General features: G+C 61.9%; 18 protein-coding genes. 7 read left to right on the forward strand and 11 right to left on the reverse strand.

All coding sequences use genetic code 11. The annotated features are described in order from the left end of the window. Nucleotides 1-50 precede the first annotated feature (50 nt). Both QCL65_RS04785 and QCL65_RS04790 read left to right on the forward strand, forming a co-directional pair. The gene (locus QCL65_RS04785) at nucleotides 51-1259 is read left to right on the forward strand and encodes a CynX/NimT family MFS transporter (RefSeq protein ID WP_407315150.1); all 1209 of its coding nucleotides are present in this window, start codon (nucleotides 51-53) and stop codon (nucleotides 1257-1259) included. A 43-nt stretch (nucleotides 1260-1302) separates the two neighbouring features. After that, complete coding sequence (locus tag QCL65_RS04790; RefSeq protein ID WP_407315151.1) at nucleotides 1303-1782, forward strand: nuclear transport factor 2 family protein; 480 nt, start codon at nucleotides 1303-1305, stop codon at nucleotides 1780-1782. On the opposite strand, the gene QCL65_RS04795 is transcribed toward QCL65_RS04790, so the two are convergent. Beyond that, a complete protein-coding gene (locus QCL65_RS04795; RefSeq protein ID WP_407315152.1) occupies nucleotides 1758-2633 on the reverse strand; it encodes a halovibrin HvnA in 876 nt (291 codons plus the stop codon). The genes QCL65_RS04790 and QCL65_RS04795 overlap by 25 nt on opposite strands. A 161-nt stretch (nucleotides 2634-2794) precedes the next feature. Between QCL65_RS04795 and QCL65_RS04800 the strand changes: the two genes are divergently transcribed. After that, complete coding sequence (locus QCL65_RS04800; RefSeq protein WP_407316663.1) at nucleotides 2795-3118, forward strand: GIY-YIG nuclease family protein; 324 nt, start codon at nucleotides 2795-2797, stop codon at nucleotides 3116-3118. A gap of 69 nt (nucleotides 3119-3187) precedes the next feature. Further along, the gene (locus QCL65_RS04805) at nucleotides 3188-4123 is read left to right on the forward strand and encodes a glutathione S-transferase family protein (protein WP_407315153.1); all 936 of its coding nucleotides are present in this window, start codon (nucleotides 3188-3190) and stop codon (nucleotides 4121-4123) included. Nucleotides 4124-4132: 9 nt separating this feature from the next. On the opposite strand, the gene yejK is transcribed toward QCL65_RS04805, so the two are convergent. Next, entirely contained in the window at nucleotides 4133-5140 is a 1008-nt protein-coding gene (gene yejK, locus QCL65_RS04810) for a nucleoid-associated protein YejK (RefSeq protein ID WP_407315155.1), read from the reverse strand. A 399-nt stretch (nucleotides 5141-5539) separates the two neighbouring features. Here yejK and QCL65_RS04815 point away from each other — a divergent pair, with 399 nt between their 5' ends. After that, nucleotides 5540-5821 (forward strand): HU family DNA-binding protein, encoded by a 282-nt coding sequence (locus QCL65_RS04815; protein WP_226503026.1) that lies wholly within the window; start codon nucleotides 5540-5542, stop codon nucleotides 5819-5821. 71 nt (nucleotides 5822-5892) lie between these two features. Here the strand turns inward: QCL65_RS04815 and rlmF are convergent, their stop codons facing one another. The 5 genes from rlmF to QCL65_RS04840 all read right to left on the reverse strand — a co-directional run bounded on the left by rlmF (nucleotide 5893) and on the right by QCL65_RS04840 (nucleotide 12176). Continuing rightward, entirely contained in the window at nucleotides 5893-6816 is a 924-nt protein-coding gene (gene rlmF / locus QCL65_RS04820) for a 23S rRNA (adenine(1618)-N(6))-methyltransferase RlmF (protein WP_407315156.1), read from the reverse strand. Between the two features lie 76 nt (nucleotides 6817-6892). Continuing rightward, nucleotides 6893-9739, reverse strand: a complete 2847-nt coding sequence (locus tag QCL65_RS04825) for a valine--tRNA ligase (RefSeq protein ID WP_407315157.1) — start codon at nucleotides 9737-9739, stop codon at nucleotides 6893-6895. A gap of 101 nt (nucleotides 9740-9840) precedes the next feature. Continuing rightward, entirely contained in the window at nucleotides 9841-10185 is a 345-nt protein-coding gene (locus tag QCL65_RS04830) for a DNA polymerase III subunit chi (protein ID WP_407315158.1), read from the reverse strand. Nucleotides 10186-10193: 8 nt separating this feature from the next. After that, nucleotides 10194-10622 (reverse strand): DNA polymerase III subunit chi, encoded by a 429-nt coding sequence (locus QCL65_RS04835; RefSeq protein ID WP_407315159.1) that lies wholly within the window; start codon nucleotides 10620-10622, stop codon nucleotides 10194-10196. A gap of 63 nt (nucleotides 10623-10685) precedes the next feature. Further along, nucleotides 10686-12176, reverse strand: coding sequence for a leucyl aminopeptidase (locus QCL65_RS04840; protein WP_407315160.1), 1491 nt, complete (start codon nucleotides 12174-12176; stop codon nucleotides 10686-10688). Between the two features lie 253 nt (nucleotides 12177-12429). On the opposite strand from QCL65_RS04840, the gene lptF reads away from it, so the two are divergent. Together lptF and lptG are read left to right on the forward strand one after the other, a co-directional pair. After that, nucleotides 12430-13548, forward strand: coding sequence for an LPS export ABC transporter permease LptF (gene lptF / locus QCL65_RS04845; RefSeq protein ID WP_407315161.1), 1119 nt, complete (start codon nucleotides 12430-12432; stop codon nucleotides 13546-13548). Continuing rightward, nucleotides 13541-14602, forward strand: coding sequence for an LPS export ABC transporter permease LptG (lptG, locus tag QCL65_RS04850; RefSeq protein WP_407315162.1), 1062 nt, complete (start codon nucleotides 13541-13543; stop codon nucleotides 14600-14602). The genes lptF and lptG overlap by 8 nt, the downstream gene beginning before the upstream one ends. Nucleotides 14603-14689: 87 nt before the next feature. Here the strand turns inward: lptG and QCL65_RS04855 are convergent, their stop codons facing one another. From QCL65_RS04855 to gcvP, 4 genes are all read right to left on the reverse strand, one after another. Further along, entirely contained in the window at nucleotides 14690-14902 is a 213-nt protein-coding gene (locus QCL65_RS04855) for a cold-shock protein (RefSeq protein ID WP_407315163.1), read from the reverse strand. 377 nt (nucleotides 14903-15279) lie between these two features. After that, nucleotides 15280-16404: a glycine cleavage system aminomethyltransferase GcvT gene (gene gcvT / locus QCL65_RS04860; protein WP_407315164.1), complete on the reverse strand. Its 1125-nt coding sequence runs from the start codon at nucleotides 16402-16404 to the stop codon at nucleotides 15280-15282. A 23-nt stretch (nucleotides 16405-16427) separates the two neighbouring features. Next, the gene (locus tag QCL65_RS04865) at nucleotides 16428-17804 is read right to left on the reverse strand and encodes an L-serine ammonia-lyase (RefSeq protein WP_407315165.1); all 1377 of its coding nucleotides are present in this window, start codon (nucleotides 17802-17804) and stop codon (nucleotides 16428-16430) included. 131 nt (nucleotides 17805-17935) lie between these two features. Then, nucleotides 17936-20791: an aminomethyl-transferring glycine dehydrogenase gene (gene gcvP / locus QCL65_RS04870; protein WP_407315166.1), complete on the reverse strand. Its 2856-nt coding sequence runs from the start codon at nucleotides 20789-20791 to the stop codon at nucleotides 17936-17938. Nucleotides 20792-20793: the final 2 nt, after the last annotated feature.

A 20793-nucleotide genomic window follows, 5' to 3' on the forward strand; every position in this document is an offset into this window, starting at 1 on the left:
CGCCATCCCGGGCAGTACTCTTGCCGGCCGCCTTCGCGACCGAAAAGCCCATGTCTGTGCTCAAATCCGCTACCGTTCCCCGCGCCTGGCTGCTGCTGGTTGGCTTAGTGCTGGTCGCGCTGAATCTGCGCCCAGCGTTGTCCAGCATGGCGCCGTTATTGGCCGACGTTTCCCACAGCCTGGGTCTGTCCGCGGCCAGCGCAGGGCTGCTGACGACGTTGCCGGTACTCTGTCTCGGCTTATTCGCGCCCCTGGCGCCGATGCTGGCTCGGCGCTTCGGCAGTGAGCGGGTGGTGTTCGGCATTCTCTGGCTACTGGCGCTGGGTATTCTTCTGCGTAGCCAGCTGGGTGTACTGGGTCTGTTCACTGGCAGCCTGTTGGCGGGGGCCAGTATCGGCATCATTGGGGTGCTGTTGCCGGGGATCGTCAAGCGCGATTTTCCCAAACAGGCGGGCACCATGACCGGTGTTTACAGCATGGCCCTGTGTCTAGGCGCGGCGCTGGCGGCGGGGGCCAGTGTGCCCCTTAGCCATTATTTTGATGACCGCTGGGCCTGGGGCCTGGGGTTTTGGTGCATAACCGCGGTGCTGGCTGCTCTGGTTTGGTGGCCGCAGACGCGCCAAACGCACGCTACCCGCCCGCCGGCCGTGCGCGTGCGGGGCCTGTGGCGCGACCCACTGGCCTGGCAAGTCACCTTATTCATGGGCCTGCAATCATCTTTGGCTTACATCGTGTTTGGCTGGCTGCCGTCGATCTTGATGGGGCGCGGGCTTTCCGCGGTCGAGGCCGGGCTAGTGATGTCAGGCTCGATCATCGTGCAATTGCCCAGCGCCCTGTTGGCACCCTGGCTCGCCACCCGTGGGCGTGATCAACGCCTGGCGGTGTTGCTGGCGATGGCGTTGAGCCTGATGGGTTTGATGGGTTGCCTCTACGCGCCCCTAGGTGGGCTATGGGCCTGGGCGGTGATATTGGGCCTGGGCCAGGGTGGGGCGTTCGCCCTGGCGCTGACCCTGATCGTGCTGCGCTCACGGGATGCCCACGTCGCCGCCAATCTTTCCAGCATGGCCCAGGGCGTGGGCTATACCGTGGCGTCCATGGGGCCGCTGGCGGTGGGCCTGGTGCACGGTTGGACCGGTAGTTGGGGGCCGGTGGGCTGGATCTTCGCCGTGGTTGGCGTGGCCGCAACGGTGGCTGGCCTGGGCGCTGGACGTACCCTGTATGTGCAGGCAAGCAGCCAAAAACTTGGTCAAGTGGCCTGAGGCCAGCTATCTTAGCGGCTCCCAAATCCCAGGTGGCCTGGCCATGAGCGAACTCAACACTGCCTTGATCAATCGTTTCTATCAGGCATTCCAGCGCTTGGACGGCCCTGCGATGGCCGCCTGTTATGCCCCTGATGTGGTGTTCAGTGACCCGGGTTTCGGCACCCTGCGCGGACGCGATGCTGGCGACATGTGGTGCATGCTCACCGCCAGGGCCAAGGCCCTGTCCGTGCGCGTCGACTCGGTGCGCGCCGACGCGCACAGCGGCGCCGCTCACTGGGTGGCCACATACGCCTTTGGCCCTAGCGAGCGCACTGTGGTCAACCGGGTACAAGCCCGGTTCGTGTTTCGCGATGGCCTGATCCGCGAACATCATGACCATTTCGACGCCTGGGCCTGGTCACGCCAAGCCCTGGGCCCGGCCGGCGTGCTGTTCGGGTGGTCGCCTTGGTTGCGTAACAAGATTCGCCGGCAAGCCCTGTTGGGGTTGAAAAAGTATCAAGACGGTTCGGGTACCGCCTGATCATCGGCGCGATAGCGGAACTCTGCGTCTTGCTCGCCCTGGGGTAAGGTGATTTCAATGATCGGCACGAATTTGCCCGTGGTCTCGTACCAGTCGCGCTGATCGTGCTGGGCCTGTTGCAGTCCGCCATAAAGGCCGCTGATATGGAAAAACGACTGCACGGGTAAGTCCGATGAGCGTGATTCGTCCCAGGTCTGAAGAATAATTTCGTTCCAGGGGAAAGGCGGGTTAGGCAGCAGGTTCATGGCCCTGAGTGCCTCGTTGAAAGCCACAACCGCAGCCTCTCCTTGGGTTTTAGCCACATCGAAGGCGCATTGAGCGAAATACTTTTTGTTCTCGGGCCCAGGCGTGGCTTGGTAATGGGCGATCCATTGTTCGGCAGTGTCGATGCCTTGTTGATGGCATCGCTGCTCAATGGTGTCGGTCTGCGAGTTGTCGCCGCAGCCCGCCTCGTCGCGGGTCCAGCTGTCGCCGTCGGTGGGGTAGGCGCAGAGTACCTGGTAGGCCAGTTCCCCCGTTGCGCGCTGCTGTACCGGCTTGAGCGTATAGCCGCTTCTGGCGTCCTCGGCCAGGCCGCTGATGCGCGCGTCGGCGCGTAGATAGGAAAAGGCCACGCCGCCTTTCTTGCGGCTGTTGGGGCTGTTGTTCCAGGTGTGGTAGTGGGGCGAGGGTCGGGTTGTTCGTAGCAGTATCCCGGAGCAAGCGAACGCTGGGGCGTCTGCGCAGCTTTGCGCGGTGGACTGGTACAGCTCGGCCATGTGGCGGGCCGTTTCGTCGCCGATACTTGCGAAAGCGCCACTGGCGAACGCCAGCGATAATAAAGACAGCGCGAATCGATGGGGGGTGGTCATGTCAGTGCCTCCTGGCTTGATAAGAGCCCCCACCGTATTTATTTCAGGTTTTTGCGTCTGTCGTCGCCAGTGTTGATTGCGCTGGAAAACTCGCCGCGACAGGTCAGAACTTGGCCGCTTATCCGCCGCTTGGTATGATCGCCAGTCTCCTCGAAACTGGTATTGCTGGCGTGACCGAACCCCTGGCCGAGCTTGGCGATGCGCTAGCCAAACCCTGGTATGTCTACCTGGTGCGGGCCGCCAACGGCGCGCTTTATTGCGGCATCAGCGACAACCCCGAGCGCCGTTTCGCTAAACATCAAAGCGGCAAGGGCGCGCGTTTTTTTGCCTCCAGCCCCGCGGTCGCTCTGGTGTACACAGAGCGCTGGGCAGACAAGCGCGAAGCCTTGCGCCATGAGCGGCTGATCAAGCAATTGCGCAAGTCGGCGAAAGAGCGGCTGGTGGCGGCGTATCGGCCGCAGCCGGCGCCGCTGGCGCCAGCATAGGTCCGCCTGGGTAGGTCTTTGTCGCCCCTGGGGGTAAGCTAAGGGTTCATTTCCTGCGAGGCCTCGCCGATGTCCGAACTCATCTTGCATCACTACCCGACTTCGCCTTTCGCTGAAAAAGCCCGCCTGATGCTGGGTTTCAAGGGGCTGTCCTGGCGCTCGGTATTGATCCCGCCGATGATGCCCAAGCCCGACCTGACGGCCTTGACCGGCGGCTATCGGCGCACCCCCGTGCTGCAGGTCGGCGCCGATATCTACTGCGACACGGCATTGATCGCGCGGCGTTTGGAGCAGGATAAAAGCGGCCCAGCCTTTTTCCCTGTGGGCCAGGAATTGACTGTCGCCAGTTTCGCCGCGTGGGCCGACTCGGTGGTGTTCCAGCACGCAGTTAGCCTGGTGTTCCAGCCACAATCAGTGGCCGCGCGCTTCGCCCGCCTGACCCCCGAGCAGGTCAAGGCCTTCGTGGCCGACCGTGCCGCGCTGTTCTCCGGGGGCTCGGCGACTCGTTTACCCATTGAGGTTGTGCGCCACCAATGGCCAGTCTTTATGACGCGTCTGGAGCAGCAATTGCAAAGCGGCCAGGGCGACTACCTATTTGGTGATGCCAGCATTGCCGATTTCTCCCTCGCCCACCCGCTGTGGTTCCTCAAGGGCACACCGGTGACTTCCCCGTTGGTCGACAGCTACCCGGCGATCCATGCCTGGTTAGGCCGGGTGTTGGGGTTCGGCCACGGGACGCCCAGCGACCTGAGTGCCGAACAAGCGCTGCAGATCGCCAACAGCAGCGCCCCGGCCGACCTGCCCGACGAAGACTTCGCCGAGCCCAGCGGTTTCAAGCCCGGTGATCGGGTGGCGATTTCGGCCATCGATTATGGGGTCGACCCGGTGCACGGCGAATTGCTGTTCGCCGGCGTCGAGGAGCTGATCCTCAAACGCGTCGATGACCGCGCCGGCGAGGTGCATGTGCACTTTCCGCGGCTGGGGTTCCAGATCACCGCTGCTTGAGGGTAGGGCTCAGTCCTTGCGGCGTTTCAACTGGTCGGTCAACTGAGTAGGCAAGCCCTTGATGATCAAGGTGCCAGCCTGCTCGTCGTACTCGATTTTAGAGCCCAGCAAGTGCGCCTCGAAACTGATCGACAGCCCTTCGGCGCGGCCCGTGAAACGGCGAAACTGGTTTAAAGTGCGTTTGTCGGCGGGGATCTCTGGGGACAGCCCATAATCCTTGTTGCGGATATGGTCGTAGAACGCCCGTGGACGGTCTTCGTCGATCAACCCTGAGAGCTCCTGCAGGGTCACGGGCTCACCCATCTTGCTCTGGCTGGTGGCGTAGTCGACCAGGGTCTGGGTTTTCTCCCTGGCGGCCTCTTCGGGCAGGTCTTCGCTCTCGACGAAGTCACTGAAGGCTTTGAGTAGCGTACGTGTTTCACCTGGCCCGTCGACGCCTTCCTGGCAGCCGATAAAGTCGCGGAAATACTCGGACACCTTTTTGCCGTTCTTGCCCTTGATGAACGAGATGTACTGCTTGGACTGCTGGTTGTTTTTCCACTCGGACATATTGATCCGTGCGGCAAGGTGCAGCTGGCCCAGGTCTAGGTGACGAGAAGGGGTCACGTCCAGGTCAGAGGTCACCGCCACGCCTTCGCTGTGGTGCAGCAGGGCAATGGCCAGGTAGTCGGTCATGCCTTGCTGATAGTGGGCGAACAGCACGTGGCCGCCTACCGACAAGTTCGACTCTTCCATCAGCTTTTGCAGGTGTTCCACGGCTACCCGGCTGAAGGCCGTGAAGTCACTGCCGCCGTCGAAGTATTCCTTCAACCAGCCGCTGAACGGGTGCGCACCCGACTCGGCGTGAAAGAAACCCCAGGCTTTGCCTTGCTTGGCGTTGTAGCTGTCATTGAGGTCACCGAGCAGGTTCTCGATGGCGGTGGACTCACTGAGTTCGGAGTCGCGGGCGTGCAGGACGGCAGGGGTGCCATCGGGTTTCTTGTCGATCAAATGGACGATGCAGTGACGAATCGGCATGGGCTTCTCGGCGGTTCGAAAATGGGCGGCCGCAGGCTGGCCTGCAAAGGCGCCCAGTGTAACGTAACTGGCCAGCGCAGCAGCTCTGAGCAGCGGTGCAGAGGTGATTGGATTTGGGGTTTTGTCTGTTTTTCGACCAAACGGACAATAAACCCTAATAAATACGGGCACAGGGGCGGATATTTATGCGGCGCTGTGCTAGTTTTGCCCCGTCTTGCGGCCCACGAGGCTGTAAAGCCCGCCGTTGGCAGCTGTCAGGTCGAACCAAAGCGCATTTCATGCATCTACATACGCGAATGGCTCGATTGCGAGGCGAGTGCCGGATACCCGCCGATTGGCCTCGAACACTGACGTTGCGAACTGCAATCCAACTGTATTTGATAGGGAAGGAACACCACCATGGCATTAACCAAAGACCAACTGATCGCCGACATCGCCGAAGCTATCGACGCGCCAAAAACTACCGCGCGCAATGCTCTCGAGCAACTGGGCCAGATCGTGGCTGATCAGTTGGAAAATGGCAGCGAAATCACTCTGCCAGGTATCGGTAAACTGAAAATCACCGAGCGCCCTGCGCGCACCGGCCGTAACCCTTCGACCGGCGCTGCCATCGAAATCGCTGCCAAGAAAGTCGTTAAGTTCGTGCCAGCTAAAGTGCTGACTGACTCCGTTAACAAGTAATTGTAAACGCGTCGAAAGAAAAGCCGCGCCTCGATCAACCGAGGCGCGGCTTTTTTATGCCCGTTAGCACGCTAAGGGCGCCAGTGTTGGCGGGCCGCAGTGTCCATGTAACTCCAGGCCACGAAGCGGCTTTGTTTCTGGCCCTGGCCCATCTCCCCGACCCGCACCTCCAGCGCTCCGGCTTTCTTCAGCGCCGTGTGGATGGCTGGCAGGTTGCTCGCCTTGGACACCAGCGTGCTGAACCACAGCACCTGCTGCGCCCACTCGCTGCTCTCGCTGATCAGTTGGGTGACGAAACGAATCTCCCCGCCTTCGCACCACAGCTCGTTGTTTTGCCCACCAAAGTTAAGCACCGGTAGTTTGCGTTTGGGGTCGGCTTTGCCCAGGGCGCGCCATTTACGCTGGCTACCGCGGGTGGCTTCGTCGAGAGAAGCGTGAAATGGCGGGTTGCACAGTGTCAGGTGCAACCGGTCCTGCGCGTTCAGCACGCCCTTGAGGATATGCCGGGGGTTCGCTTGCAGGCGCAGGGTAATAGCCTTGTCGAGCTTGTTGGCCTGGACGATCGCCTTGGCTGCTGCGAGCGCCTTGGGGTCGATATCCGAGCCAATGAACTGCCAGCGATAGTCGCTGTGCCCCAGCAGCGGGTAGATCACGTTAGCACCTACCCCTATGTCTAGCACACGTACGGCCGGGCCGCGCGCAATCTCACCGGCGTGGTCGCTGGCCAACAGGTCGGCCAGGCTGTGCACATAGTCCGCCCGCCCCGGAATGGGCGGGCACAGGTAGTCCGCCGGAATGTCCCAAAACGCGATGCCATAGTGGGCCTTGAGCAAGGCCCGGTTGAACACGCGCACCGCTGCCGGGTCGGCGAAATCGATGCTGGGCTTGCCGTAGGGGTTGGTGATCATGAAGGCGCCCAGTTCAGGACTGCTGGCGATCAGTTGGTGGAAGTCGTAGCGGCCTTGGTGGCGGTTGCGCGGGTGAAAGGTGAGCATGGTAGGGTCCGCTGGACGAGATCGGGGCCCAGGCCCCTCGCAGCGTCGCGAGGGGCCTGGGCCCCGATCTTATAGGTCAAAGGCTGGAGATACGGGCGTGCTGCTCAGCCAGCTTGGCCAAGGCCTGCTCGGCTTCTGCCAGTTTCGCGCGTTCTTTGTCGATGACCGCCGGGGGGGCTTTGTCGACGAACGCCGCGTTGGCCAATTTGCCGCCGACGCGCTGTACTTCGCCTTGCAGGCGCTGGATCTCTTTGTCGAGGCGGGCCAGTTCCGCGCCCTTGTCGATAAGCCCGGCCATCGGCACCAGCACTTCCATTTCCCCGACCAGGGCGGTAGCGCTCAACGGCGCTTCGGCGCCTTGTTCCAGCACCGTAATGGCTTCGAGCTTGGCGAGCTTTTTCAGCAGGCTGTCGTTCTCGCTCAAGCGGCGCTGGTCTTCGCTGCCGGTGTTGCGCAAGAACAATTGCAGGGGCTTGCCCGGGCCGATGTTCATCTCGGCGCGAATGTTGCGCACGCCCAGCATCAGGCCCTTGAGCCATTCGATGTCCTGTTCGGCCAAGGGGTCGATGCGGCTGTCATTGGCCTGCGGCCAGGGCTGCAGCATGATGGTCGGGCCTTGGGCACCGGCCAGTGGCGCCAGGCGCTGCCAGATTTCTTCGGTGATAAACGGCATGAACGGATGCGCCAGGCGCAGCGCTACTTCAAGCACGCGCACCAGGGTACGGCGGGTGCCGCGCTGGCGTTCGACGGGCGCATTTTCGTCCCACAGTACGGGCTTGGACAGTTCCAGGTACCAGTCGCAGTATTGGTTCCAGATAAACTCGTACAGAGCCTGAGCGGCCAGGTCGAAACGGAACTGGTCGAGTTGGCGGGTCACTTCGGCTTCGGTGCGTTGTAGCTGCGAGATGATCCAGCGGTCGGCCAGCGACAGTTCGTAGGCTTCGCCGTTCTGGCCGCAATCTTCGCCTTTGTCGAGAACGTAGCGAGCCGCGTTCCAGATTTTGTTGCAGAAGTTGCGATAGCCTTCGACGCGGCCCATGTCGAACTTGATGTCACGGCCGGTGGAGGCCAACGAACAAAAAGTGAAGCGCAGGGCGTCGGTGCCATAGCTGGCGATGCCTTCGGCGAACTCGGCGCGGGTCTGCTTTTCGATGCTCTTTTGCAGTTTAGGCTGCATCAGGCCGCTGGTGCGTTTTTGGACCAGGGCTTCGAGCTCGATGCCGTCGATGATGTCCAGCGGGTCAAGCACATTACCCTTGGACTTGGACATTTTCTGCCCTTGGCCGTCACGCACCAAGCCATGCACGTAGACCGTCTTGAACGGCACCTGCGGGCTGCCGTCGGGGTTCTTCAACAAGTGCATGGTGAGCATGATCATCCGGGCGACCCAGAAGAAAATGATGTCGAAGCCGGTCACCAATACGTCGGTGGGGTGGAACGTCTTGAGGAATTCGGTTTGCTGGGGCCAGCCGAGGGTGGAGAAGGTCCACAGCCCGGAGCTGAACCAGGTGTCGAGCACGTCGTTGTCCTGGTTGAGCACTACGTCGTCAGCCAAACCGTGCTTGCTGCGCACTTCTGCTTCGTCGCGGCCGACGTAGACCTTACCAGCCTCGTCGTACCAGGCCGGAATGCGGTGGCCCCACCACAGCTGCCGGCTGATGCACCAGTCCTGGATATCGCGCATCCAAGAGAAGTACATATTCTCGTACTGTTTGGGCACGAACTGGATGCGGCCATCTTCTACTGCAGCGATCGCCGGTTCCGCCAACGGCGTGGTGGACACGTACCACTGGTCAGTCAGCCAAGGCTCGATGACGGTACCGGAGCGGTCGCCCTTGGGCACTTTCAGCGCGTGGTCATCGACACTCACCAGCAAGCCGGCGGCATCGAAGGCGGCAACGATCTGCTTGCGTGCTTCGAAACGGTCCAAGCCGGCGTATTCGCTGGGCAGACGCCCGTCGACCGCTTCGTTGAGGGTGCCGTCGAGGTTGAACACTTGAGCCGTCGCCAGCACTGCAGCGTTCTTGTCGAAGATGTTGATCAGGGGCAACTGGTGGCGCTTGCCGACTTCATAGTCGTTGAAGTCGTGGGCTGGGGTGATCTTCACACAGCCAGTGCCGAACTCGGGGTCGCAGTAATCATCGGCAATGATCGGAATACGCCGGCCAACCAAAGGCAGCTCGACAAACTGGCCGATCAGCGCCTGGTAGCGTTCATCATTGGGGTTAACCGCCACTGCCGCGTCGCCCAGCATGGTCTCGGGGCGCGTGGTGGCGACCACCAGGTAGCTCAGCCCTTCGGCTGTTTTCGCGCCGTCGGCCAAGGGGTAGCGCAGGTTCCACAGGAAGCCCTTGTCGTCGTGGTTTTCCACTTCGAGGTCGGAGATTGCCGTGTGCAGTTTGGTGTCCCAGTTGACCAGGCGTTTGCCGCGGTAGATCAGGCCATCTTCGTGCAGGCGCACGAAGGCTTCCTTGACCGCTTCCGACAGGCCGTCGTCCATGGTGAAGCGTTCGCGGCTCCAGTCCACCGACGAGCCGAGGCGGCGAATCTGCCGGCTGATGTTGCCGCCGGACTGTTCTTTCCATTCCCAGATTTTGTCGAGGAACTGCTCGCGGCCCAGGTCATGGCGGCTCTGGCCTTGCGCTTCTATCTGACGCTCTACCAGCATCTGCGTAGCGATCCCGGCGTGGTCGGTGCCCGGCTGCCACAGCGTGTTGCGGCCCTGCATGCGGCGGAAACGGATCAAGGCATCCATGATCGCGTTATTGAAACCGTGGCCCATGTGCAGGCTGCCGGTGACGTTCGGCGGCGGGATCATGATGGTGTAGGCGTCGCCCGCGCCTTGCGGGGCGAAATAGTTCGAAGACTCCCAGGTCTGGTACCAGGAAGTTTCGATAGCGTGCGGCTGGTAGGTCTTATCCATGCGCGGCGGGACCCTTAGAGGCATTTATTCAGGAAAGCCGGTAAGTATAACGGTAGGAGGGGCGTTGCGCACAGCCGTCGCTAGGCGCCGAAGGTAAAGTGCTAGGCCTTGACCAGCAGCCGCTCAAGCCGAGCTTCGAGCCTTCGCTTGATTTCGGTTTCGATATGCGGGGTGAAGTCGTCGATGACGTCTTGCATGATCAACTGAGCGGCGGCGCGCAGTTCTTTGTCCAGGTGCAGCAGGGTGTCCTGGCGGTTCTGCTCCGGCGTTGCGCTAGGCGCAGGCGTGGCCGCGGCGGGTTCGAGCAGAAGCGGGATCTGGTCTTCGCCGGCAACGGTATCGGTCAGCAGCGGCGGGTTCAGTTGCTCATCGCCCAGCAGTTGGCGGATCGACTCCAGGTCGTCCAGCAGGTGGGCGGATTTGGGGCGGGAAGCAGGCGTGTCCATTGGGGGGCTCAGAGTCGCTGTAGACGGTGGTCTTGCAAAGGATAGCCGTGTTCACGGTAGAAACGAAAACTCTCCCGTGCGGCCTGTCGGATTGCCGGTTCTTCGACCACGACCTCGGCCACACGGGCGAAGTCTTTGAAGAAGGGCGGTACGCTTAGTGCCAGGTTGACCAACAGGTCATCGTGGCCGCTGCAACTGTCACCCAGGCCCAAGGCCACCGGTGCATCGCGGTCGTCCTCGGCGCTGCCGTGGGGCACAAAGCTTTCACCTTTGAAACTCCACAAGCGGGCATCCAGGGCTTCGCGCTGGCTGGCATCAGTGCAGTGCACGTACACACGGTGGCCCAGGCGCCAGGCTTTTTCCGTGAGTTTGCAGGCGAAGTCCAGGCGTGCCTCGGGGGAGGCGCTGGGCAAGATATAGAAATCGATTTTAGTCATGGCTGTTTTTCAGGGGCGCCCCTTCGCGACAGGCTTGGCCCGGCGCGAAGGGGATCAGCCGCTTTATACCGCAGCGCGGTCGATCAAGTATTGAGTGAGCAGGGGCACCGGCCGCCCACTGGCGCCTTTGTCTTTGCCACCGCTGACCCACGCAGTGCCTGCGATGTCCAGGTGCGCCCAGTGGTAGGCCTTGGTGAAGCGTGACAGGAAGCAACCGGCGGTGATGGTCCCGGCCTTCGGCCCACCGATGTTGGCGATGTCTGCGAATGGGCTGTCCAGCTGTTCCTGGTATTCGTCGAACAGGGGCAATTCCCAGGCGCGGTCGTCGGCTTGCTTACCGGCGCTGAGCAGTTGCCCCACCAACTGATCGTTGTTACCCATCAGGCCCGACGTATGGGCGCCCAGGGCGACCACGCAGGCGCCGGTCAAGGTGGCGATATCGATCACAGCTTGGGGTTTGAAACGCTCGGCGTAGGTCAGGGCATCACACAGCACCAGGCGGCCTTCGGCGTCGGTGTTGAGGATCTCCACGGTCTGCCCGCTCATGGTTTCGACGATGTCGCCAGGGCGAGTGGCGCCACCGCTGGGCATGTTCTCGGCGCAGGCCATCAGGCACACCAGGTTGATCGGCAGTTCCAGCTCGACCACGGCACGCAGGGTGCCGAACACGCTGGCGGCGCCGCACATGTCGTACTTCATCTCGTCCATGCCGGCGGCCGGCTTGATGCTGATACCACCGGTGTCAAAGGTGATGCCTTTACCCACCAATACGTAAGGCGCGTCGGATTTTTTACCGCCCTGGTAGTGCAGCTCGATCAAGCGCGGCGGCTGGTCGCTGCCCTGAGCCACGGCGAGGAATGAGCCCATGCCCAGTTCCTTGAGTTTTTTCTCGTCGTGAATACTGACCTTGAGGTTCTTATGGGCCTTGCTCAGGCTCTTCGCCGCGTCCGCCAGAAAGGTTGGGTGGCACAGGTTTGGCGGCAGGTTGCCCAGGTCACGGGTGAAGCTCATGCCACCGGCGATGGCCTTGGCCTGGGCCACGGCGCGCTCGGCCAGGGCCGTGTTGGCTTTGCTGGTGATCAGGGTGATTTTCTGCAGGGCCCGGGGCTCGGCTTTTTTACTTTTGAAGCGGTCGAAGACGTACAGGCCATCCAATAGCGTTTCAGCCAGCAGGCGAGTTTTACCGGCGGTGTCGCGGCCTTTCACAATAAGGTCGTCGAAGGCCAATACGGCATCGGCGCCGCCCAGGTTTTTAAGGGCGTTCAACGTCGCGCTGGCCAGTTTGCGCCAAGGGCGGTCGCCCAGTTCGGCGTCGCTGCCGCTACCGACCAGCAATAGCCGTTCGGCCTTTAGGTTGGGCAGGCCGGTGAGCAGAAGGGCCTGGCCCGCTTTGCCGGTCAGGTCGCCGCGCTTGAGGGCAGCGCTCAGGGCACCACCACTGAGGGTGTCGAGCTTGCTAGCCAGGGCGCCCAGTGGGCGGTTTTCACCAATGGCGACGACCAGGGTCGCGGTTTTCAAGGTTTCGGCGTTGACGCTCTTTACAACCAGTTCCATTTTCCGGGTCCCCTCATGATCGATCGCTGCGCATACTAAAGCCGCCTCGCGAAAGCCCCCAGTTTGACCCTACCTGTGCGAGCCTGACAACCCTCCTCTGGTGCGGGGTTGAGCGTGCCAAGTGACAGGCAGGCGCAATCACAGGATAATGCGCCAACTTTTTCGCGCGTTCGCCGGCGCGAGCCGGCCCTTGTCGTGGCAGTTGTACCCCATTGTTCGGCTTTCTGAGCCCGGCAACCCTGGAGTGTCTGGTTTGATCGTTTTCCGTTATTTGTCCCGTGAGGTCATGATCACCCTGAGCGCCGTCAGCGCGGTGCTGCTCGTGATCATCATGAGCGGGCGCTTCATCAAGTACCTGGCCCAGGCCGCCTCGGGCGCGCTGGACCCCAGTGTTCTGTTCCTGATCATGGGCTTTCGCCTGCCGGGCTTTTTGCAACTGATCCTGCCCCTTGGGCTGTTCCTTGGCATTCTCCTGGCCTACGGGCGGCTGTACCTCGAAAGTGAAATGACCGTGCTGTCGGCCACGGGCATGAGCCAGCAGCGCCTGCTGGCCATCACCATGGCGCCTGCGGCGGTGGTGGCTTTGGTGGTCGCCTGGTTGAGCCTGAGCCTGGCGCCCCAGGGCGTCGCGCAAGTGGCGCAGATCATCAACCAGCAAGACGCCATGACCGAATTCGACACCCTGGTACCGGGGCGTTTCCAAACGCTGCGCGACGGCACCCGAGTGACCTACACCGAAAGCCTGTCGGAAAACCGCGTCGACCTCGGCGGTGTGTTCATTTCCGAAAAGCGTTTGTCCCAGGACAAATCCAAGGATCGCGGCATTTCCGTACTGGTCGCCGAGAAAGGGCGGCAAGAAATCCGCCCCGATGGTAACCGTTATCTGATCCTCGAAAACGGCTTCCGTTATGACGGTAACCCAGGGTCGGCCGATTACCGTGCCATTGCGTACGACACCTACGGGGTGTTGTTGCCCAAGCCTGAGGTCAGTGAAGACATCTCTGACCGCGAAGCCATCCCCACTCGCGATTTGTGGGGCAGCACTGACCCGCGGCCGCGGGCCGAGCTGCAATGGCGCCTGTCATTACCGCTGCTGGTCTTTATCGTGACCCTCATGGCGGTGCCGCTGTCGCGGGTCAACCCGCGCCAGGGTCGTTTCCTCAAATTGTTACCGGCGATCCTTCTGTATATGGCTTATCTGACCATCCTGATTGCCGCCCGCAGCGCCATGGAAAAAGGCAAGTTGCCGGCTTCCCTGGGGCTGTGGTGGGTGCATCTGCTGTTCCTCGCAATTGGTCTGGGCCTGATGTACTGGGAGCCGCTGCGGCGGCGCCAGGCAGCACGCCGTGCCCAGGGGGTGAGCCATGCGTAAGCTCGATCGCTACATCAGCCGCAGTGTGGTCATCGCGATTCTGGCAGTGCTCGGGATCATCCTCGGGTTGGCGTCGTTGTTCGCCTTCATCGATGAAATGAACGACATCAGCGAAACCTATACGTTACTAGACGCCTGCTCCTACGTGCTGCTCACCGCGCCTCGGCGGCTCTACGACATGCTGCCCATGGCCGCTTTGATCGGTTGTCTGATCGGCCTCGGCAGCCTGGCCAGTGCCAGTGAGCTGACCATCATGCGCGCCGCCGGGGTGTCCATTGGGCGCATCACCTGGGCGGTAATGAAACCCATGCTGGTGCTGATGATCGTGGGCGTGCTGATCGGCGAGTACGTGGCCCCGGCCAGTGAGAATCAGGCCCAGGCCAATCGGTCCCTGGCCCAGGGCGGCGGCGATGCGCAAAGTGGTAAGCATGGCCTGTGGCACCGCCAGGGCGATGAGTTCATCCATATCAACACGGTCCAGCCCAACGGCTTGTTGTATGGCGTGACCCGTTACCGTTTCGACGATCAGCGCAACATGCTCAGCGCAAGTTTTGCGCGCAAGGCCACCTACGACCAAGGTCAATGGCAGCTCGCTGAAGTGACCACCACCTTGTTCCATGGCGACCGCACCGAGGTGGTCAAGGCTGACAACGAGCAATGGGGCGTATCGCTCACACCCCAGTTGCTCAGCACGGTGGTATTGGCGCCGGAGTCGCTGTCCATCAGCGGCCTGTGGAGCTATATCCATTACTTAGCGGATCAAGGCCTGAACAACGGTAAATACTGGCTGGCGTTCTGGACCAAGGTGCTGCAGCCGCTGGTGACCGCGGCGCTGGTGCTGATGGCCATCTCCTTTATCTTTGGCCCGCTGCGCTCGGTGACCCTGGGCCAACGGGTGTTCACCGGTGTGCTGGTGGGGTTCACCTTCCGCATCATCCAAGACCTGCTGGGGCCGTCCAGCCTGGTGTTCGGCTTCTCGCCGTTGTTCGCCGTGTTGGTGCCTGCGGCGGTGTGCGCGGTGGCGGGTGCCTGGTTGCTGCGCCGAGCTGGGTGATCGTTTGCAGGGGCCGCCTGACCCTAAACAAACAGGCACAAAAAAGCCCCTGCCGTTAACGGTAGGGGCTTTTTTTATCGTGGGGGATCAGCCCTCCGCGATGACCTCGTCTGCCTGCAGGCCTTTCTGGCCTTGCACGGAAACGAAAGTGACTTTCTGGCCTTCTTTCAGGCTCTTGAAGCCGTTGCCCTGAATGGCGCGGAAGTGCACGAATAGATCCGGGCCGCTCTCAGGCGTAATGAAACCAAAACCTTTCTCGTCGTTGAACCACTTCACTGTACCGCTCTGACGTGTAGACATAGCTTATTTCCCTTGAAACTTGGAATTGATGACCGGCTCTTTCAAATGAAAGATCACTGGGCTGGGTTGCAGGAAAGTAAGAGACGTCGAACGGGTTGTAGCGAAACGCAAGCTACTGCCCAGGTCACGAACCATAGCGACCCATGCAAACACAGTGGGGAAACTCTACGCCAACTCTGCGGAGAAAAACAAGCCCCGAAACTGTAGCCTTTTATGCCTTTTTAGGGTTGTTTTCGGGGCTTTTGGCCACCGTTGATCCACGATCGTGCACAAAAGATTTTTCGACCCGATATGGAGCGATTTCCCGCTATAAGTTAGAGCGACAGCGTGACGATGCCATGACCTTTGTGCTGCCAGGCCATGACGTCGTCGCGTGCTCAACCGCGGTAGTAGCGCTGGTCAACGAAGGGCGTTTTGCTGACTTTCATCGCGACAGGTTTGCCGCGCACCATGGCCCACAGAGGCGTGTCCACCGCTACGAACGCGCTGTCCACATAACCCATGGCCACCGGGGCATTCAGGGTAGGGCCGAAGCCGCCACTGCAAACCTGGCCCACCACGTTGTTATCGGCATCGATAATTTCTGCACCTTCACGTACGGGCGTACGCTCCAGAGGCAACAAACCCACGCGTTTGCGCTGCACGCCCGCCTGTTGCTGGTCGAAGATCACCTGCGCACCCGGGAAACCACCGGCGCGGTTGCCACCTGGGCGACGCGCCTTGGAGATCGCCCACAACAGGCTGGCCTCGATCGGGCTGGTCTGGCTGTCCATATCGTGGCCGTATAGGCACAAGCCGGCTTCCAAGCGCAGGGAATCCCGGGCACCGAGGCCGATGGGTTGCACTTCGGGTTCGGCCAGTAGTCGGCGCGCCAAGGCTTCGGCAGTGGCAGCCGGTACAGAAATTTCAAAGCCGTCTTCGCCCGTGTAGCCCGAGCGGCTGACGTAGCAGTCGACCCCCATCAGCGACACTTCGGCAAATTGCATAAAGGTCATGCTCGCCACCTGCGGCGCCAGGCGTGCCAGCACCTGAACCGCAGCCGGGCCTTGCAAGGCGAGCAGGGCACGCTCTTCGAACAGCGGCTGGAGCTGACAGTGAGCATCCAGGTATTGGCTCAAGTGGGCCAGATCCTGGTGCTTGCACGCGGCGTTAACCACCAACAACAGAGTGTCGTTGCCCAGGTTGGCAACCATCAGGTCGTCGAGGATACCGCCCTCTTGGTTGGTAAACATGGCGTAGCGCTGCATGCCCACGGGCAGATCGACGATGTCCACCGGCACCAGGGCTTCCAGCGCTTGTGCCGCGCCGGCACCCGCCACGCGGATCTGGCCCATATGGGAGACATCGAACAGCCCGGCCTGGGCGCGGGTGTGCAGGTGTTCTTTCATCACGCCCAAGGGGTACTGCACGGGCATCTCGTAACCGGCGAAAGGCACCATGCGCGCACCGAGTTCAAGGTGCAGCGCGTGCAGCGGAGTTTTGCGTAGGCTTTCAGTAGACATTGAGGGCTCCTGGAAAAAGGTGGTCAACATTCAATGATGTTGACGGCCAGACCGCCGCGAGCGGTCTCTTTGTATTTGCTTTTCATGTCGGCGCCGGTCTGGCGCATGGTGCGGATGACTTTATCCAGCGAGACGAAGTGCTGGCCGTCACCGCGTAAGGCCATCCGCACTGCGTTGATCGCTTTGACTGAGCCCATGGCATTGCGCTCGATGCAGGGCACCTGGACTAATCCGCCGATGGGGTCACAAGTCAGCCCGAGGTTGTGTTCCATGCCGATTTCGGCGGCGTTCTCGACCTGCTGGACGCTGCCGCCCATCACTTTGCACAACGCCCCGGCGGCCATGGAGCAGGCCACGCCTACTTCGCCTTGGCAGCCCACCTCGGCGCCGGAAATTGATGCGTTTTCCTTGTACAAGATGCCAATGGCCGCGGCTGTGAGCAGAAAGCGCACCACGCCGTCTTCGTTGGCGCCGGGCACAAAGCGCATGTAGTAATGCAGCACCGCTGGGACGATCCCCGCTGCGCCATTGGTGGGCGCGGTGACCACGCGGCCACCGGCGGCATTCTCTTCATTGACGGCCAGGGCATACAGGTTGACCCAGTCCAGCACCGACAAGGCGTCGCGCAGGGCCGCTTCCGGGTTGCTACACAGTTGCCGATGCAAAGCGGCAGCGCGCCGTTTGACCTTGAGCCCGCCCGGTAGAATGCCCTCGTTCTGACAGCCCGCGACCACGCAGGCTTGCATCACCTGCCAGATATTGAGCAAGCCGCTGCGGGTCTCGGCTTCGCTGCGCCAGGCCCCTTCGTTGGCCAGCATGATCTGGCTGATGGACAACTGCTGCTCGGCGCAATGGGCAAGCAGTTCCCGGCCATGTTTGAAAGGGTAGGGCAGAGGCGTGCTGTCTTCGACGATACGGTCGGCGCCGGCGGCGTCTTCATCGACCACGAAACCTCCGCCCACCGAGTAATATTCGCGGCTGCGGATTTGCAGGCCGGCGCCGTCCATGGCGCGGAAAATCATCCCGTTGGGGTGGAAGGCCAAGGGCTTGCGGATCATCGCCAGGTGCTGTTTTTCGATAAAAGCGATGCAGTGCTCGCCCAGCAGGTTGACCTGACCACTGCCGCGGATCTGCTGCAGCCGTGCGCTGACGCTGGCGGTGTCCACCGTATCCGGGTGTTCGCCCTCCAGCCCGAGTAACACGGCGGTGTCACTGCCATGCCCTTTGCCGGTGGCGCCGAGGGAGCCGTAGAGCTCCACCTTCACGCTGGCTACGCTGCTCAACAGCCCGTCGCGGCGCAACCCCTCGGCAAACCGCGCGGCGGCCCGCATGGGCCCGACCGTGTGGGAGCTGGACGGGCCGATACCGATCTTGAACAGGTCGAACACGCTGAGGGACATGATGGCTCCGGGTGGGCTGGGGAAGATCGGCGCGTAGGAGGGGCCTTGGCCCCGATCTTTTGATCTTCAGCGGCTGTTTGCCCGTGAAAGATCGGGGGCAAGCCCCCTCCTACCTGCGCGTGCGGGGGCGATCAAGCCTCTTGATATGCCTCGATCGATGGGCAGGCGCAGACCAGATTACGGTCGCCGAACACGTTGTCGACCCGTCCGACCGGCGGCCAGTATTTGCTTTGGATCAGGCTCGGCAGTGGGTAAACAGCTTGTTCGCGGCTGTAGGGGTGGGTCCAGTCACCGACCAGTTCAGCGGCGGTGTGGGGCGCGTTTTTCAGCGGATTATCGAGTTTGTCCAGGCTGCCGTTTTCCACCGCGCGGATTTCTTCGCGGATACAGATCATGGCATCGCAGAAGCGATCCAGTTCTTCTTTGGCTTCGCTTTCGGTGGGTTCGATCATCAGGGTGCCAGCCACCGGGAACGACATGGTCGGGGCGTGGAAGCCAAAGTCGATCAGGCGCTTGGCGACGTCGTCGACGCTGATCCCGCTGCTGTCCTTGAGTGGCCGCAGGTCGAGAATGCACTCGTGGGCGACCAGCCCGTTGCTGCCGCTGTACAGCACGGGATAGTGCTCTTCCAGGCGGCGGGCGATGTAGTTGGCATTGAGAATGGCCAACTGCGAGGCGCGTTTGAGGCCGGCGCCGCCCATCATACGAATGTACATCCAGGTGATCGGCAGGATGCTCGCGCTGCCGAACGGCGCCGCACACACCGCGCCTTCTTTGCGCTGCATGTTCGCATGGCCGGGCAGGAAGGCCGCCAGATGCGCCTTGACGCCAATCGGGCCGACCCCTGGGCCGCCGCCACCATGGGGGATGCAGAAGGTCTTGTGCAGGTTGAGGTGCGAGACGTCGCCGCCGAATTGGCCAGGGGCACACAGGCCGACCATGGCATTCATGTTGGCGCCGTCGATGTACACCTGGCCGCCGTTGTCATGCACGATGGCGCAGATGTCGCGGATGCCTTCCTCGAACACGCCGTGGGTGGACGGGTAGGTAATCATCAGTGCGGCGAGCTGGTCGCGGTGTTGCTCGGCTTTGGCGCGCAAGTCTTCGATGTCAACGTTGCCACGGGCGTCGCAAGCGGTGACGACCACACGCATACCGGCCATGTGTGCGGTGGCCGGGTTGGTGCCGTGGGCTGACGAGGGGATCAGGCAGATATCGCGACGTTCTTCGCCACGGCTCTGGTGGTAGGCGCGGATGGCCAACAGGCCAGCGTACTCACCCTGGGAACCGGCGTTGGGTTGCAGCGACACCGCGTCGTAGCCAGTGGCGGCGCACAACATGGCTTCCAGTTCGTCGGTCAGGGCTTGGTAGCCCTGGCTTTGTTCGGCGGGCGCAAACGGGTGCAGGTTGCCGAATTCAGCCCAGGTGACCGGGATCATTTCGCTGGCGGCGTTGAGCTTCATGGTGCACGAACCCAGTGGGATCATGGTGCGGTCCAGGGCCAGATCTTTGTCGGCGAGGCGGCGCAAGTAACGCATCAGCTCGGTTTCCGAGTGGTAACGGTTGAACACCGGGTGTTCAAGGATCGCCGACTGGCGCAACAGGCTGGCGGGCAGGTTGCTGGAAGTGGCGTCGGCCAGCGCCTGGAAGCTTGGCTGGGCGCCGGAGAACAGCGCCCAGAGCGCCTCGACATCCGCCTGGCGGCTGGTTTCGTCGAGGGAAATGCCCAGGTGGTCGTTATCGATTTCGCGCAGGTTGATCTCGGCAGCCCGGGCGTTGATGTGCACCTCACCGGTGGCACTGCCCGTGGCCAGGGTCAGGGTGTCGAAGAAGTGCACGGGCAATACATTCACGCCCATCGCCTTGAGGCCCGCTGCGAGAATGGCGGTCAATTGGTGGGTGCGCCGGGCAATCTGCTGCAGCCCGGCGGGGCCATGGTACACGGCGTACATGCTGGCGATGTTGGCGAGCAGCACTTGAGCGGTGCAAATGTTGCTGGTGGCCTTTTCACGGCGAATATGTTGCTCACGGGTTTGCATCGCCAGGCGCAGCGCACTTTTGCCGTGGCGGTCGATCGACACACCGACCAGGCGGCCGGGCATGTCGCGCTTGAATGCGTCGCGGGTGGAGAAATACGCCGCGTGTGGGCCGCCGAAGCCCAGCGGCACACCAAAGCGCTGGGCGCTGCCGATGGCCACGTCGGCGCCGAATTCACCGGGCGCTTGCAGTAAGGTCAGCGCCAGCAGGTCGGCGGCCACGGCGACCAGCGCATTGCCCGCGTGAAAACGTTCGACCAGCTCGCGGTAGTCAAACACGTCGCCATTGCTGGCAGGGTATTGCAGCAGGGCGCCGAAGAACACACTGAAGTCGCTGACTTCGCGTTCGTCGGCCACCACCACTTCAATACTCAGGGGCTCGGCGCGGGTGCGCAGTACATCGAGGGTTTGCGGGTGGCAGTGGGCCGAGGCGAAGAACTGCTGGCTGCCTTTGTTCTTGCTCAGACGTTTGCAGAAGGTCATGGCTTCGGCCGCTGCGGTGGCTTCATCCAGCAGCGAGGCGTTGGCAATCGGCAGGCCGGTAAGGTCGCTGATCAGGGTCTGGAAATTCAACAGCGCTTCCAGACGGCCTTGGGAAATTTCTGGCTGGTAGGGGGTGTAGGCGGTGTACCAGGCCGGGTTTTCCAGCAGGTTGCGCAGAATCGGCGCTGGGGTATGGGTGTTGTAGTAGCCCTGGCCAATGTGGGTCTTGAACAGTTTGTTGCGCCCGGCGATGGCTTTGATCGCGGCCAGGGCCTCGGCTTCGCTCTGGCCGTCGGATAGGCCAAGCACGCTGCTGCCCTTGATGCTCTCGGGGATCACGCTGGCGCTCAGGGCCTCCAGGTCGTCGAAGCCCAGGGTGGCGAGCATGGCATGTTCGTCTTCGGCGCGCGGGCCGATATGGCGTGCGATGAATTCGTTAGCGGTGTGCAGCGCAGTTGTCGTAGTCATGG

The organism is Pseudomonas sp. nanlin1 (assembly GCF_045571515.1).
Taxonomy (GTDB): domain Bacteria; phylum Pseudomonadota; class Gammaproteobacteria; order Pseudomonadales; family Pseudomonadaceae; genus Aquipseudomonas.

What these genes read in the sequence shown, in the direction of transcription:
- QCL65_RS04785 (WP_407315150.1), top strand. Translation starts at nt 51, where the DNA reads ATGTCTGTGCTCAAATCCGCTACCGTTCCCCGCGCCTGGCTGCTGCTG.
- QCL65_RS04790 (WP_407315151.1), top strand. Translation starts at nt 1,303, where the DNA reads ATGAGCGAACTCAACACTGCCTTGATCAATCGTTTCTATCAGGCATTC.
- QCL65_RS04795 (WP_407315152.1), bottom strand. Translation starts at nt 2,633, where the DNA reads ATGACCACCCCCCATCGATTCGCGCTGTCTTTATTATCGCTGGCGTTC.
- QCL65_RS04805 (WP_407315153.1), top strand. Translation starts at nt 3,188, where the DNA reads ATGTCCGAACTCATCTTGCATCACTACCCGACTTCGCCTTTCGCTGAA.
- yejK (WP_407315155.1), bottom strand. Translation starts at nt 5,140, where the DNA reads ATGCCGATTCGTCACTGCATCGTCCATTTGATCGACAAGAAACCCGAT.
- QCL65_RS04815 (WP_226503026.1), top strand. Translation starts at nt 5,540, where the DNA reads ATGGCATTAACCAAAGACCAACTGATCGCCGACATCGCCGAAGCTATC.
- rlmF (WP_407315156.1), bottom strand. Translation starts at nt 6,816, where the DNA reads ATGCTCACCTTTCACCCGCGCAACCGCCACCAAGGCCGCTACGACTTC.
- QCL65_RS04825 (WP_407315157.1), bottom strand. Translation starts at nt 9,739, where the DNA reads ATGGATAAGACCTACCAGCCGCACGCTATCGAAACTTCCTGGTACCAG.
- QCL65_RS04830 (WP_407315158.1), bottom strand. Translation starts at nt 10,185, where the DNA reads ATGGACACGCCTGCTTCCCGCCCCAAATCCGCCCACCTGCTGGACGAC.
- QCL65_RS04835 (WP_407315159.1), bottom strand. Translation starts at nt 10,622, where the DNA reads ATGACTAAAATCGATTTCTATATCTTGCCCAGCGCCTCCCCCGAGGCA.
- QCL65_RS04840 (WP_407315160.1), bottom strand. Translation starts at nt 12,176, where the DNA reads ATGGAACTGGTTGTAAAGAGCGTCAACGCCGAAACCTTGAAAACCGCG.
- lptG (WP_407315162.1), top strand. Translation starts at nt 13,541, where the DNA reads ATGCGTAAGCTCGATCGCTACATCAGCCGCAGTGTGGTCATCGCGATT.
- QCL65_RS04855 (WP_407315163.1), bottom strand. Translation starts at nt 14,902, where the DNA reads ATGTCTACACGTCAGAGCGGTACAGTGAAGTGGTTCAACGACGAGAAA.
- gcvT (WP_407315164.1), bottom strand. Translation starts at nt 16,404, where the DNA reads ATGTCTACTGAAAGCCTACGCAAAACTCCGCTGCACGCGCTGCACCTT.
- QCL65_RS04865 (WP_407315165.1), bottom strand. Translation starts at nt 17,804, where the DNA reads ATGTCCCTCAGCGTGTTCGACCTGTTCAAGATCGGTATCGGCCCGTCC.
- gcvP (WP_407315166.1), bottom strand. Translation starts at nt 20,791, where the DNA reads ATGACTACGACAACTGCGCTGCACACCGCTAACGAATTCATCGCACGC.